Here is a 13,085-nt window from a genome sequence, read left to right as displayed (position 1 = left end):
CGGCCCGGCGAGGCTGGGGATGGCTTAAAATCCCGCTTTTCCCCACGCGAACGATCATGCCGCACCGCAAGTTGAATGTCCCGGAACGGGGCATGCTGGATGCTTATGAGAAGACCCTGGCCGACCGGGGCTATACCGCTGATGCCGCCCAGATGGCCGCGGCCTCCCGCCTGCAGCAGTTATACACGGAGCTCCTGGGCTTCAAGGTGAAGCGGGGCAGTACCCTGACCCGGCTGCTGACCCGGCCAGCCCCGCCCAAGGGGGTTTATTTCTGGGGCGGGGTAGGGCGCGGCAAGAGCTTCCTGATGGACTGCTTCTTCGATGCTGTGCCTTACCGGCGCAAGAAGCGCATCCATTTCCATGCCTTCATGCAGCGCATCCACCGGGAGCTGGATGCCTTCAAGGGAGAGGCGGACCCCATGCTCAAGGTGGCAGAGAAGATCGCCCGGGAAACCCGGCTGCTCTGCTTCGACGAATTCCACGTTTCCGACATCGCCGATGCCATGATCCTCGGGCGCCTGCTCACCGGGCTGGAGGCCCAGGGGGTGGTGCTGGTGATGACTTCCAACTACCCCCCTGACAACCTCTATCCCAACGGTCTGCACCGGGAAAGCTTCCTGCCGGCCATTGCCCTGCTGAAGCGGCAGATGGACGTGATCGAGGTGGAGGCCGGCATCGATTACCGCCTGCGGGCCCTGGAGCAGGTGGAAATCTACCATTACCCGGCGGACCAGGCGGCCGAGGCCAAGATGCTCGACTATTTCCGCATGGTGGCGGGCGAGGAGGGCAGGAAAGGTGGTCACATCGACGTGCTGGGGCGGGAGATTCCCACCCTGCGGCGTGGCAACGGGGTGATCTGGTTCGATTTTGCCAGCCTTTGCGGCGGTCCCCGGTCCCAGAATGATTACCTGGAAATCGCCCAGTCCTACCATACGGTCCTGCTTTCCCATATTCCCTGCATGACTCAGCACCAGGCCTCGGAGGCCCGTCGATTCACCTGGCTGGTGGACGTTTTTTACGACCATAAGGTGAAGCTGATTGTCACCGCTGACTGCGAAGCGGAAAAGCTATATACCCAGGGAACCCAGTCCAGTGAATTTTTCCGGACCGTGAGCCGTTTGACGGAAATGCATTCCAAGGAATATCTGGCCATGCCCCACCTGGTGCTTTAGCTTTTATTTTCTTTTGGCTTGCCCATAAGCTGCGGGTTTCTTAGAATAGCCGGGCTTATTTAAATAAAGGAGTTTTTCATGGATATTTCCAATCTTTCCCTGCCCGAATTGAAGGAACTTGAGCGCCTTATTCCCCGGGAAATCAAGCGCCGCGAAGCGGAAGAAAAAGTCAAGGTGCGCAAGGAGCTGGAAGCCTTCGTGCAGGCCCGCGGCTTTTCCCTCAATGACCTGATGGGCGGCGAAGCCGGCGAAAAGGTCAAGTCTGCCCGTGCCGGCAGCAAGGTGGCCGCCAAGTACCGTCATCCCCAGCAGGCCGACCTGGAATGGACTGGCCGCGGCCGCAAGCCGAAGTGGGTGGAAGCCTGGCTGGCCAACGGCGGCAATCTGGATCAACTGGCTATTTGAAGATATTGATTCATGCGGATTCTCCTCAGTAATGACGATGGGTATTTCGCTCCAGGTATTGCCTGTCTGGCGGATGCCCTGCAGGGACTGGGAGAAATCATCGTGGTGGCGCCGGAGCGGGATCGTTCCGGTGCCAGCAATTCCCTGACCCTGGACCGGCCCCTTTCCCTGCGTCAGGCCCCCAACGGGTTTTATTTTGTAAATGGTACCCCCACCGACTGCGTGCATCTGGCGGTCACCGGTATGCTGGATAAATTGCCCGATATGGTGATTTCGGGAATTAACCATGGCGCCAATATGGGGGATGACACGGTTTATTCCGGCACCGTGGCCGCCGCCACCGAAGGTTATCTGCTGGGCATTCCCGCCATTGCGGTTTCCCTGGTCGGCAAGGAAGCCTCCCATTTCGCCACTGCGGGCCAGGTGGTGCGTCAGCTGGCCGAACGTTTCATCAACAATCCTGTGCGGGAGCCGGTGCTCCTGAACGTCAATGTTCCCGATCTGCCCCACGCCGAGCTCGCCGGGCTGCAGGTCACCCGCCTGGGCAAGCGGCACAAGGCGGAGCCCGTGGTCCCCATCACCAGCCCCCGCAACGAGACCATGTATTGGGTCGGTGCTGCCGGTGCGGCCCAGGACGCCGGGGAAGGCACGGATTTCCATGCGGTGGCAGCGGGTTTCGCTTCCATCACTCCCCTGCAGGTGGATCTGACCCACCAGCAGCAATTACCTCGTATCCGATCCTGGTTGGCTTCATGAACCCAGCACTTGCAGGCATCGGCATGACCTCCCAGCGGACCCGGGCGCGCATGATAGATCGCCTGCGGGCCAAGGGCATTGCCAATGAAACTGTCCTGGCGGCCATGGCCGCTGTTCCCCGGCACATCTTCGTGGAGGAGGCCCTGGCTTCCCGGGCCTACGAGGACACGGCCTTGCCCCTGGGGTTTTCCCAGACCATTTCCCAGCCCTACATCGTGGCCCGCATGATCGAAGTCCTGCTGAGCGGCCGTGCCGGCCTGGGACGCACCCTGGAGGTGGGCACTGGCTGCGGCTATCAGGCGGCGGTGCTCGGGCACCTGACCCGGGACGTGTATTCGGTGGAACGCATCGAACCCCTGCTGGCCAAAGCCAGGCAGCATCTGTCGCAGATTCCCGGCATCCAGGTACGTTTGAAACATTCCGACGGCAGCATGGGCCTGCCCGAAGTCGCCCCTTTTGACAGCATCATCGTCGCCGCCGCGGCAGGCCGCGTGCCGCCGGAACTGCTGCAGCAACTGGCTCCGGGCGGGCGTCTGGTCTTGCCAGTGGGGGGGAATGAACAGTATCTTAGCCTCATCGAACGTACCCCCCAGGGGTACACCGAAGCGCGTCTGGAGACGGTCCGCTTTGTTCCCCTGTTATCTGGTGTCGAATGATCAATAGATTTTCTTCCTCGTTGTTCCCCGCACTCCTGGCCCTTGCCCTGCTGGGTGGCTGTGCCAGCAAATCCCCCGCCCCGGTGGAGGATCGTTCCCAGGCCCTGCAGACCAAGAGCGCGCCCAGCGGCCCCGGTTATCACACGGTCAAGAAAGGCGATACCCTCTACAGCATCGCCCTCGAGTATGGTCAGGACTACCGGGAGGTGGCAGGTTGGAACAACATCACCGACCCCAACCGGATCATGATTGGCCAATCCCTCAGGGTGCTGCCTCCTGGCGCTGCCCAGGACACGGCGGTGACCGCCGCCCCGGTGCAGACGGGGACGGGCGTCGAGCAGCGCTCCCTGGACGGGGAGGTTCCCGGGGCAGCGGCCGCCGCCGCCGGCAGCTCCGGCGTGAAACGGGAGCCCCGGGGCAACAAGGAACCCTATTCCGATGCCGCCTATGCCCGCCTGCAGAATCCCGGCGCGGCAGCGGCCGTGCTTCCTGCCGTCCCGGCCAAGCCAGCCGATGCCAAGCCCGAAGCGGATAACAAGGCAGCTTCCAGTACCGAGGCGGCGGTGGAGGGGGTTACCTGGTCCTGGCCGGCGGCGGGCAAGGTGGTGGGCAACTTCTCCCAGACCAAGGGGGTGGATATCGCCGGCAAGGCCGGTGATCCGGTCCAGGCTGCGGCCGACGGCAAGGTGGTGTATTCCGGGAGCGGCCTTAGGGGTTATGGCCAGCTGGTGATCATCAAACACAATGGCACCTTCCTGTCTGCCTACGCCCATAACCAGAAAATCCTGGTGAAGGAAGGTCAGAGTGTGAAGCGGGGGCAGAAGATCGCCGAGATGGGCAATACCGACAGCGATTCGGTGAAGCTCCATTTCGAGGTGCGGCGCCAGGGCAAGCCGGTTGAACCTCTGGAATTCCTGCCCAAGCGATGAGCGATCAGGAGCAGCCTTTCGAGGGGGAGGAGCCGGGGGAGCCCCTGGAGGATCTGGAGCCCGAGACGGATGTTCCGGTGCCGGAGGCGGATTTTCTCGAGGACGTCACCCAGCTGTACCTGAACCAGATCGGCGCCAAGCCCCTGCTGACCCCGGAGCAGGAGCTGGAAACCACCCGCAAGGTGCGCCAGGGCGACTTTGCCGCCCGGCAAAAGATGATCGAGCACAACCTGCGCCTAGTGGTGAATATTGCCAAGCACTACCTGAACCGGGGCATTCCGCTCCTGGACCTGGTGGAGGAAGGTAATCTGGGGTTGATCCATGCCCTGGAGAAATTCGATCCGGAGCGGGGTTTCCGTTTTTCCACCTACGCCACCTGGTGGATACGCCAGTCCATCGAGCGGGGCATCATGAATCAGTCCCGCACCATCCGCCTGCCGGTGCATGTGGTCAAGGAAATCAACGTGGTGCTGCGGGCCATGCGTCACCTCGAGTCCGAAGCCTCCCGGGACCGTACCCTGGAACAGGTGGCCCTGCTGCTGGACAAGCCGGTGGACGAAATCCGGCGCATCCTGCATCTGAATGAACACATCGCTTCCCTGGATACGCCCCTGGAAATCGATCCCAGCCATTCGGTGGTGGATTTCATCGTCGATGAGAACGGCACCGATCCCGAGTCCATGCTCCAGAGCAGCGAGCTCAACCAGTTGGTGCAGGCCTGGCTGGGACAGCTGACCGAGCGTCAGTGCCAGGTGGTGGAGCGGCGCTATGGCCTCAACGGCCACGAGATCGCCACCCTGGATGCCATCGCCAATGACCTGGGGCTGACCCGGGAGCGGGTGCGGCAGATCCAGATGGAGGGGCTGGACCGCCTGCGCCGCATCCTCAAGCGGGGCGGCATCACCCGGGACAGCCTGTTGTAAGCGGTCCCGGGGTCAGGGGCCTCAATCCTGACGGGCCACCACTTCCTGGCTGGCCTGGTAGCGCTGACGCAGGGCCTGGGCCAGCTGGTAGACCGACATGGCGTAGAAGCTGGAGCGGTTGTAGCGGGTGATCACGTAGAAGTTTTCGTACCCCAGCCAGTATTCGGTGGCTTGATTCGGCGTTGCCAGATCCACGAAGGTGACCTTGCGGGCCGGGTCTGCTTCCGCCCGGACCCCCTGCTGCAGCAGTTCGCCTGCTACCAGGGTGGGGCGGATCCCGGCCTCCAGCCAGCGCTCGTCCGGGTCGCCGGCAAGGCGGGCGGGCACGGCCACCGGCCCATCCTTTTCCCAGCCATGCTGTTCCAGGAAGCGGGCGACGCTGCCGATGGCATCCGTGGCGCTGTTTTCCAGGTCCACCCGGCCATCCCCGTCGAAATCCACCGCATAGCGCCGCTGACTGCCGGGCATGAACTGGGGGATACCCAGGGCGCCGGCGAAAGAGCCGCTGTAGTCGGCCGGGTCGGCGCTGTTCTCCCGGGCCAGGAGCAGCAGCTGCTCCAGCTCCTCCCGGAAGTACTCGGCCCGGCGCGGGTAATGGAAGGCCAGGGTGGCCAGGGCTTCCAGGGTGTTGAAGCTGCCGGTGTTGCGGCCGTAGATGGTTTCCACGCCGATGATGGCGACGATGATTTCCTCCGGGACGCCATACAGGACCCGGGCCTTGGCCAGGGTGGCGGCATGTTCCTGCCAGAAGCTCACGCCCCGGGTGATCCGGGTTCCATCCAGGAAGCGGCTGCGGTAGCGCTGCCAGGAGCGTTGCCCCGGCTTTGCGGGAGGCTCCATCAGCTTCAGCACCCGCTCATTGGGGGCGATGCGGGCAAAGCGGAGGTTCAGGGCCTCGGCATCCAGGCCGTGCAGGGCCTGCATGGCGCCGATGAATTGCTGCACCTCGGGATTGTCGGCCATTCCGGCCGCCTGGCTGGCAGGACTGAGGGCGAGGAGCAGGGCGCACAGGGAGGTTTTCAGGAGCGGGGGAATGGCGGTGAGTCTGGTATGGCGCTGGGTCATGATGAAATGGGGTTGATCAGGGCAACTGCCTGAGGGCGAGGCGCAGGGCCTCCATTTTAGGGGGTTTGGCTTCGTAGCGGGCGGCGCAGACCAGACGGGCGAGGCGCTGCACCGGCCCGGCCAGCTCCGGGGCCTCCGTTTCCAGGCGGCGGGCCAGGGCCAGGGGGGATTCCCAGGGGGGGCAGTGCAGCCCCTGTTTTTCCAGCCGGACCAGGGCCTGTTTCCAGATGGCCCGGGCCGGGTCCGTTTCCCGCCGGGGGCGGAAGATCCAGGCGGCCAGGGCCAGCAGGGCCAGGCCCACGGAAGTGCTGAGGGCCATGATCAGGGTGCGCCAGTCGGGATTGTCCAGCCCCAGGCGGGACAGCACTTCCCGCTGCCGTTCCGGGGTATAGCCCAGCACCCACTGGTTCCAGCTGTTGTTCAGGGCATCCCAGCGATGGCGCATGGCCTTGAGCCATTCCATCGACACCGGCACCATCCCGCCCAGGGGCTCACGCCCCGGGAGGGCCGATTCCAGCCCGGATTCCACCCGTCCGGGGGAAATGGCGGCCGTGGGGTCCACCCGCACCCAGCCCTGTCCGTCCAGCCAGACCTCGGCCCAGGCATGGGCATCGAGCTGGCGCACCACCAGGAAGTTGTCCACCGGGTTCAGTTCCCCGCCCATGTAGCCGGTGACGACCCGGGCCGGGACCTGGGCCGCCCGCATCAGGATGACGAAGGCCGAGGCATAGTGTTCGCAGAAGCCCTGGCGGGTCCTGAACAGGAAATCGTCCATGGCCTCCTGGCCCAGCAGGGGCGGGGACAGGGTGTAGCTGAAGGCCTCCTGGCGGAAATGCTGCAGGGCCCGTTGCACCAGCCAGGCTGGGTCCGGGTTTTCCCGTTGCCAGGAACGGGCCAGGGCCAGGGTGCGGGGATTGCGGCCCGGGGGCAGCTGCAGGTTGGCCTGTAACAGGCCGGGGGGATCGTCCAGCCCCAGGCGGTAGCGGGTGTGGGAGGTGAATGCCACGTTCTTGCGGCTGGTCACGGGCTCCTTGCTGCGCACCAGGCCGTTGCTGGTCATCTCCGCTTTCAGCTCGGCGCTCTCGGGCAGGCGGCTGGGCATGTCCAGGGGCAGGAGCCAGTGCTGCTTGTGGGCTTCCAGGGTCAGCGTGTAGGTGTAAGGGGCGCCCAGGGCTTCAAGGCTGGGCGGGGTGGAGCGGAAATCCTCGACCTTCCATTCCCTGCCGTCGTAGTGGTTGAGCACCGGGCCGCGCCAGTAGCGGGCAGCCCGGGGCGGTGGAGGGCCGTCGAAGCGGGCCCGGAAGGCGATCTCGTCGCTCAGGGCCAGTTCGCTGATGCTGCCCGGGCTCATGCTGTTGGAAAGCCCCGTGCGTCCGGCATGGGCGTCGGCAGGCAGGCCCCACAGGGGACCGCTGACCCGGGGAAAGAGCAGGTACAGGAGCAGCATCAGGGGCAGGGCCTGGAGCAGCAGGCGGCCGGCCTGGAGCAGGATGGTCCGGGGGCCCTCCTGGGGGTCGCCATGCAGCTGGAGCAGGGCGCCGGTGACCACCAGGGTGCTGGCCAGCAGCCAGAGCCCGGTGGGAATGTCCTGGGAATGGAAGTAATGGGTCAGGAGCAGGAAGTAGCCGAGGATGACCACCACGATGGCATCCCGGCGGCTTTTCAGTTCCAGCAGCTTCATGGCCATGAACAGCACCAGCATGGCGATACCGGCATCCCGGCCCAGCAGGGTGCGGTACTGCACCAGGATGCCGGCGCAGCCGGCGAATACCAGCAGCACCTTGAGCCAGGCGCTGCTCACCTGGTAGCCCCGCCACCAGCGCCAGGTGACGCCCAGCAGCACCAGCCCGGCCACCCCGCTCAGCCAGGCGGGCTGGTACAGGCCGTGGGGCAGGGTGGTCACCAGGGCAACGGCCAGCAGCCAGGGCAGGCTGGCATGGGGCAGGGGCACGGCGGGCAGCTTCATGGGGTGGCCCCGGGATAGAGGGCCAGGGCCTGCAGGCAGCGTTGCCGGTGGGCGGTCCCATGGTCCGGAGCGAGCGCCTGGCGGGGCAGGCGGAGGCCGTAATCCAGGCCGGCACCTTCGGCATCCATGACCCAGCCGGCCAGGATGGAGAGCCGCTCCTCCGTATCTCCACTGGTGTCTTCCCACTCCAGCCAGAGTTCCTCCCGGGCACCGCCACTGAAGGTCTTGACCAGCAGGGGCTTGTCGCCCGCGTCCCGGGCGGCGGCCTTCCAGGCCACATGGCGGGGGGAGTCGGCCGGCTGCCGTTCCCGAAATCCGGCAAAGTCCTCCTGGCCTTCCCGTCCCGGGTAGGCGCCGGAGTGGCCGGATTGCCGCCCTGGGGGCAGGGGGGTGAAACGGGGTTTGGGATAAACCAGGCACCGGGCTGCGGGCCAGGGATGGGCCCAGGCCAGGAACAGGCCCAGGGGGTAGCGGCTCGCCAGCTTCAGGGGCGGGAGCTCCAGCCAGCCCCGGCGGGGAGCTTCGAGGGCCAGATCCAGGTGGCCCGTGTCATTTCCCGGGAGATGCTGCAGCTGCATGGGTTGGCGGGGGCTGGCGCTCCATTCCAGTCCTGGCCGGGGCGAGGGGCCCGGGTTCTGGACCTGCAGGCGGAAGTGGGCCAGTTCTCCGGCGTGCACCGCTTCCCGGCCCTGGGCGCTGATTTCCAGGCCGAGCAGGTTCTTGTGGGCATGCAGCATGCCCACCAGCCCCAGGCTGACCAGCAGGAATACCAGGGCGTGGCCCAGGGCCAGGTCGTAATTGATGGCGCCCAGGAGCATGGCCACCAGGGTCAGGGCATAGAGCAGTCCGGCCCAGGTGGGCAGGATGTAGATGCGGCGGCGGCCCAGGCGGATGGGGCCGGTTTCCGGGCGGCGCGGCCGGATCAGGCGGGCCAGCCCTTGCCGCAGACTTGCCAGGGGCTGCATTAGGGGATGGGGACGGTACGGATCAGGGCGTGCACGTCTTCGGGGCGGGCGTGGGCTTCCCCTTCCCGGGAGTGCAGGCGGTGGCAGGCCACACCCGGCAATACCGTCTGGATATCGTCAGGCAGGACGGCGGCCCGTCCTTCCAGATAGGCCCAGGCCCGGGCTACCGCCAGCAGCCCCAGTCCGGCCCGGGGCGAGAGGCCGTGGTAGAACTGGGGACTGGCGCGGGTGGCTTCGAGCAGGGACTGGACGTAGTCGAGCAGGGCCGGGGCCACGAACACCTGTTCGGCCGCCCGCTGGTGCAGGGGAAGCGCCTCCGGGGCCAGGCAGGGCTGCAGCGCGTCGAGCTGTCGACGCTGGTCGCCGGCGGCCAGCAGGGCCCGTTCCGAGGCCCGGTCCGGATAGCCCAGCTGGATGCGCAGGAGGAAGCGGTCCAGTTGCGATTCCGGCAGGGGGAAGGTGCCGATCTGGTGGGAAGGATTCTGGGTGGCGATGACGAAGAAGGGCTCCGGCAGGGGGCGGGTCTCCCCCTCGGTGGTGACCTGCTTCTCCTCCATGGCTTCGAGCAGGGCGCTCTGGGTCTTGGGGGTGGCGCGGTTGATTTCGTCGGCCAGCAGCACCTGGGCGAACACCGGGCCGGGCATGAAGCGGAAGCGGCCGCTGTCGCGTTCATAGATGGACAGGCCGAGGATGTCCGCCGGCAGCAGGTCGCTGGTGAACTGGATGCGGGAAAACTGCAGGCCCAGGAGCCGGGCCAGGGTGTGGGCGAGGGTGGTCTTGCCCAGGCCGGGCAGATCCTCGATCAGCAGGTGGCCCCGGGCCAGCAGGCAGGCCAGGGCCAGGCGCAGTTCCCGGCGCTTGCCGAGAATGATCTGTTCGGCCTGCTGCAGCACTTGCTGCAGGGCTTGGGCAGAAGGGGGTGAGTTACTTGTCATTTTCCGGGTTCGGGGTGCGGGTTGGCGTGGATCCGGCCCGACAGAAAAGGTTTGCCGGAGCCGGCTGACAGGGGGGCAAATGGCCTTGTCCTGCAAGCGAGCTTGGGCCGATAATGACACAGATACAAGCCAGGGGCGAGGCGGGGAGCCTGCTCCACAAAAAAGAGAGAAGAGAGATATCCAGTGACTACTGCTTTCATTACCCACAGGGATTGCCAGTTGCACGACATGGGGGCCCACCATCCGGAATCTCCCAGCCGCCTTACCGCCATCAATGATTACCTGATCGCCCAGGGCATTGATGCCTACTTCGTTTATTACGATGCCCCCCTGGCGACCATAGAACAGCTGCACCGGGTGCATCCGGCCTCGCATCTGGAGCGCCTGAAGCGGGCTTCGCCGGAGCACGGGGTGGTGCACCTGGACCCGGATACCGCCATGAATCCCCATACCTGGAAGGCGGCCCTGCGCTCCGCCGGGGCCGGGGTCATGGCCGTGGATTTGGTCATGTCCGGCGAGGTGGAGAACGCCTTCTGCGCCATCCGGCCCCCGGGGCATCACGCGGAGCGGGAGAATCCCATGGGCTTCTGCTTCTTCAACAACATCGGCGTTGCCGCCAAGCACGCTCTGGAGGTTCACGGGCTGGAGCGGGTGGCCATCATCGATTTCGATGTACACCACGGCAACGGCACCGAGGATGTTTTCAAGGGGGACGAGCGGGTGCTCATGTGCAGCATTTTCCAGCACCCCTTCTTCCCCTACAGCGGGACGGATAATCCGGCGCCCAACATGTGCAATGTGCCCCTGCCGGCCTACTCGGGCGGGGAGGAGTTCATGGGGGCGGTCCAGGATGTATGGCTGCCGCGCCTGCGCGAGTTCAAGCCCCAGCTGATCCTCATCTCCGCCGGTTTCGATGCTCATTACGAGGACGACATGGGCGGTTTGAAGTTGCTGGAACGCGACTACGCCTGGGTTACCGCCCAGCTCAAGAAGCTGGCGGCCGAGACCGCCGGCAAGCGCATCGTTTCCATGCTGGAGGGCGGTTACGTCCTCTCTTCCCTGGCCCGCAGTGTGGGTGCCCACCTGCGTGAGCTGGCTGATCTCTGATTTACATCTCCTGACATCCGCAGCGCCCCGGATCGCGTTCCGCCGTCCGGGGCCTTCGGGTACAATCCTCCACTTCCTTTTCTACCCTGCATACACATGATTACCGGATCCATCGTAGCCGTAGTGACCCCCATGTTCGAGGATGGCAGTCTTGATTTTGCTTCCCTGAAGAAACTGGTGGATTTTCATGTGGCGGAAAAGACTGACGGCATCGTCATCGTCGGCACCACCGGGGAGTCGCCCACGGTCAACGTGGAAGAACACTGCGAACTGATCCGGGCCACGGTGCAGCATGCCGCCGGACGCATTCCCGTGATCGCCGGGACCGGCGCCAACTCCACGGCCGAAGCCATCGAGCTGAATCGCTTTGCCAAGGAAGCCGGGGCCGATGCGGTCCTGTCCGTGGTGCCCTATTACAACAAGCCCACCCAGGAGGGCCTGTACCAGCATTTCCGCAGTATCGCCGAGGCGGTGGATATTCCGGTCATTCTCTACAATGTGCCCGGCCGCACCGTGGCTGACATGAGCAATGACACAGCCCTGCGTCTGGCCCAGATTCCCAACATCATCGGGATCAAGGATGCTACCGGCAACATTGACCGGGCCTGTGACCTGATCGCCCGGGCGCCCAAGGACTTTGCCCTCTACAGCGGTGATGACATGACCTGCATGGCGGCCATCCTGCTGGGTTTCCACGGCACCATTTCCGTGACCGCCAATGTGGCGCCGCGCCTGATGCACGACATGTGTGTGGCTGCTGCTGCCGGAGACGGCCGGAAGGCCCGGGACATTCATTTCCAGCTGTTGGGACTGCACCGGGACCTGTTCTGCGAGGCCAACCCGATTCCCGTCAAGTGGGCCGTGCAGCAGATGGGGCTGATGCCCGGCGGCATCCGCCTGCCCCTGACGTCCCTGGGCGCAGCAGGCCAGGAAAAGGTGGCTGCTGCCATGCGTCTTGCCGGTATCAAGGCTTAAGGAGCGATGAACATGCGCCGCTGTTCTCCTCTGCTGCTGGGGCTGCTGGCCCTCTCCCTGGGCGGGTGTACCAGCCTGATTCCGGAAACCAAGAAGATTGATTACAAGTCGGCTTCCAGTGCCCGGACCCCGACCCTGGAAGTGCCGCCGGATCTGACCCAGTTGTCCCGGGACGATCGTTTTGCCGTACCGGATTTTTCCGGCCGGGGCAGCGCAACCTTCTCCGAATACAGCGCCGAGCGGACACCTGCCGCCATGGCCCAGAACTCGGTGGTGCTGCCTGAAATCGAGAACATTCGCATCGAGCGTTCCGGCAATCAGCGCTGGCTGGTGGTGAACGTGCCCGCTGACCGGCTCTGGGATTCCGTCAAGGATTTCTGGCAGGAGCTGGGCTTCATCATCGTCACCGAATCTCCCGAAGCCGGGATCATGGAAACCGATTGGGCCGAGAACCGGGCCAAGATTCCCGGGGACATCATCCGCAATACCCTGGGTAAGCTTCTGGATTCCCTCTACTCCACCGGCGAGCGGGACAAGTTCCGTACCCGTTTCGAACAGGGCGCCAAGCCGGGGACCACCGATATCTTCATCAGCAACCGGCGCATGGAAGAGGTGTATACCTCTTCCGCCCAGGACGATACCCGCTGGCAACCGGCGGCTCCGGATTCCGAACTGGAAGCCGAGATGCTGCGTCGCCTGATGGTGCGCTTGGGGACCGACGAACGCCGTGCTGAAGCTGCCGTGGCTTCTGCGCGAGTGGAAGAGCGGGCCAAGCTGGTCAAATCCGATGACGGTTCCGGGGTGCTGGAAGTTCAGGAGCGCTTTGACCGGGCTTGGCGGCGGGTGGGCCTGGCCCTGGATCGGGTCGGGTTTACCGTTGAAGACCGGGATCGCAGCCGTGGGCTTTACTTTGTCCGTTACGTGGATCCGGATGCCGATACCAAGAAGAAGGATGAAGGGTGGTTCTCGAAATTGGCGGTCTGGAAGAGTGATGCCAAGACTGCGCCCCAGGTCCAGTACCGGATTTACGTCCAGGAAGTCGCCGGGGATACCCGGGTCCAGGTGCTTTCTCCGGAAGGCGGGGTGGATCGTTCTGAAACTTCCAGGAAGATTCTCAACCTGCTGTTCGAGCAGCTCAAGTAACAGTCCTGTTCTAAATAAAGCAAAAGGCCCGGGGTTCCGGGCCTTTTGCTTTGCTGTGCTTGCCATCAGCCTGGGCGTGATGGCGTAG

Annotated in this window: 13 protein-coding genes; 9 read left to right on the top strand and 4 right to left on the bottom strand. The window is 64.7% G+C overall.

From position 1 onward, the window contains the following. The first annotated feature begins 56 nt into the window (after nt 1–56). From zapE to rpoS, 6 genes are all read left to right on the top strand, one after another. Nucleotides 57–1,172, top strand: coding sequence for a cell division protein ZapE (zapE, locus tag G474_RS0101365; RefSeq protein ID WP_026685422.1), 1,116 nt, complete (start codon nt 57–59; stop codon nt 1,170–1,172). Nucleotides 1,173–1,250: 78 nt separating this feature from the next. After that, a complete protein-coding gene (locus G474_RS0101360) occupies nt 1,251–1,577 on the top strand; it encodes an H-NS histone family protein (RefSeq protein ID WP_026685421.1) in 327 nt (108 codons plus the stop codon). Between the two features lie 12 nt (nt 1,578–1,589). Further along, on the top strand, nt 1,590–2,333 hold the full coding sequence (gene surE, locus G474_RS0101355) for a 5'/3'-nucleotidase SurE (RefSeq protein ID WP_026685420.1): 744 nt from the start codon (nt 1,590–1,592) through the stop codon (nt 2,331–2,333). Beyond that, nucleotides 2,330–2,989: a protein-L-isoaspartate(D-aspartate) O-methyltransferase gene (locus G474_RS0101350; protein WP_026685419.1), complete on the top strand. Its 660-nt coding sequence runs from the start codon at nt 2,330–2,332 to the stop codon at nt 2,987–2,989. Before surE ends, G474_RS0101350 begins: the two co-directional genes overlap by 4 nt. Next, a complete protein-coding gene (locus G474_RS0101345; RefSeq protein WP_043462757.1) occupies nt 2,986–3,918 on the top strand; it encodes a peptidoglycan DD-metalloendopeptidase family protein in 933 nt (310 codons plus the stop codon). Before G474_RS0101350 ends, G474_RS0101345 begins: the two co-directional genes overlap by 4 nt. Then, on the top strand, nt 3,915–4,841 hold the full coding sequence (gene rpoS / locus G474_RS0101340; RefSeq protein ID WP_026685417.1) for an RNA polymerase sigma factor RpoS: 927 nt from the start codon (nt 3,915–3,917) through the stop codon (nt 4,839–4,841). The genes G474_RS0101345 and rpoS overlap by 4 nt, the downstream gene beginning before the upstream one ends. Before the next feature lie 21 nt (nt 4,842–4,862). Here the strand turns inward: rpoS and mltB are convergent, their stop codons facing one another. The 4 genes from mltB to G474_RS0101320 are packed head-to-tail and all read right to left on the bottom strand — an operon-like array spanning nt 4,863 to nt 9,772. Then, nucleotides 4,863–5,906 (bottom strand): lytic murein transglycosylase B, encoded by a 1,044-nt coding sequence (gene mltB / locus G474_RS0101335; protein ID WP_051281642.1) that lies wholly within the window; start codon nt 5,904–5,906, stop codon nt 4,863–4,865. Between the two features lie 16 nt (nt 5,907–5,922). Then, on the bottom strand, nt 5,923–7,872 hold the full coding sequence (locus tag G474_RS0101330) for a transglutaminase TgpA family protein (protein ID WP_026685415.1): 1,950 nt from the start codon (nt 7,870–7,872) through the stop codon (nt 5,923–5,925). Beyond that, the gene (locus G474_RS0101325) at nt 7,869–8,837 is read right to left on the bottom strand and encodes a DUF58 domain-containing protein (RefSeq protein ID WP_026685414.1); all 969 of its coding nucleotides are present in this window, start codon (nt 8,835–8,837) and stop codon (nt 7,869–7,871) included. The genes G474_RS0101330 and G474_RS0101325 overlap by 4 nt, the downstream gene beginning before the upstream one ends. After that, nucleotides 8,837–9,772, bottom strand: a complete 936-nt coding sequence (locus tag G474_RS0101320; RefSeq protein ID WP_026685413.1) for an AAA family ATPase — start codon at nt 9,770–9,772, stop codon at nt 8,837–8,839. The genes G474_RS0101325 and G474_RS0101320 overlap by 1 nt, the downstream gene beginning before the upstream one ends. A gap of 228 nt (nt 9,773–10,000) precedes the next feature. Between G474_RS0101320 and G474_RS0101315 the strand changes: the two genes are divergently transcribed. From G474_RS0101315 to bamC, 3 genes are all read left to right on the top strand, one after another. After that, complete coding sequence (locus tag G474_RS0101315; protein WP_051281686.1) at nt 10,001–10,879, top strand: histone deacetylase family protein; 879 nt, start codon at nt 10,001–10,003, stop codon at nt 10,877–10,879. Nucleotides 10,880–10,975: 96 nt separating this feature from the next. After that, nucleotides 10,976–11,854 (top strand): 4-hydroxy-tetrahydrodipicolinate synthase, encoded by an 879-nt coding sequence (dapA, locus tag G474_RS0101310; protein ID WP_026685411.1) that lies wholly within the window; start codon nt 10,976–10,978, stop codon nt 11,852–11,854. Between the two features lie 12 nt (nt 11,855–11,866). Continuing rightward, nucleotides 11,867–12,997 carry an outer membrane protein assembly factor BamC gene (gene bamC / locus G474_RS0101305; RefSeq protein WP_026685410.1) on the top strand — a complete coding sequence of 377 codons (1,131 nt, stop codon included), beginning with the start codon at nt 11,867–11,869 and terminating at the stop codon, nt 12,995–12,997. The last annotated feature ends 88 nt before the right edge of the window (nt 12,998–13,085 follow it).

Origin of the sequence: Azovibrio restrictus DSM 23866, assembly GCF_000429665.1 — a bacterium.
Taxonomy (GTDB): domain Bacteria; phylum Pseudomonadota; class Gammaproteobacteria; order Burkholderiales; family Rhodocyclaceae; genus Azovibrio; species Azovibrio restrictus.
Note: the sequence above shows the minus strand (reverse complement) of the source record. Positions and strands in the feature narration are given on the sequence as shown.

Coding starts and splice junctions, on each gene's coding strand:
- zapE (WP_026685422.1), top strand. CDS start 57: ATGCCGCACCGCAAGTTGAATGTCCCGGAACGGGGCATGCTGGATGCT.
- G474_RS0101360 (WP_026685421.1), top strand. CDS start 1,251: ATGGATATTTCCAATCTTTCCCTGCCCGAATTGAAGGAACTTGAGCGC.
- surE (WP_026685420.1), top strand. CDS start 1,590: ATGCGGATTCTCCTCAGTAATGACGATGGGTATTTCGCTCCAGGTATT.
- G474_RS0101350 (WP_026685419.1), top strand. CDS start 2,330: ATGAACCCAGCACTTGCAGGCATCGGCATGACCTCCCAGCGGACCCGG.
- G474_RS0101345 (WP_043462757.1), top strand. CDS start 2,986: ATGATCAATAGATTTTCTTCCTCGTTGTTCCCCGCACTCCTGGCCCTT.
- rpoS (WP_026685417.1), top strand. CDS start 3,915: ATGAGCGATCAGGAGCAGCCTTTCGAGGGGGAGGAGCCGGGGGAGCCC.
- mltB (WP_051281642.1), bottom strand. CDS start 5,906: ATGACCCAGCGCCATACCAGACTCACCGCCATTCCCCCGCTCCTGAAA.
- G474_RS0101330 (WP_026685415.1), bottom strand. CDS start 7,872: ATGAAGCTGCCCGCCGTGCCCCTGCCCCATGCCAGCCTGCCCTGGCTG.
- G474_RS0101325 (WP_026685414.1), bottom strand. CDS start 8,837: ATGCAGCCCCTGGCAAGTCTGCGGCAAGGGCTGGCCCGCCTGATCCGG.
- G474_RS0101320 (WP_026685413.1), bottom strand. CDS start 9,772: ATGACAAGTAACTCACCCCCTTCTGCCCAAGCCCTGCAGCAAGTGCTG.
- G474_RS0101315 (WP_051281686.1), top strand. CDS start 10,001: ATGGGGGCCCACCATCCGGAATCTCCCAGCCGCCTTACCGCCATCAAT.
- dapA (WP_026685411.1), top strand. CDS start 10,976: ATGATTACCGGATCCATCGTAGCCGTAGTGACCCCCATGTTCGAGGAT.
- bamC (WP_026685410.1), top strand. CDS start 11,867: ATGCGCCGCTGTTCTCCTCTGCTGCTGGGGCTGCTGGCCCTCTCCCTG.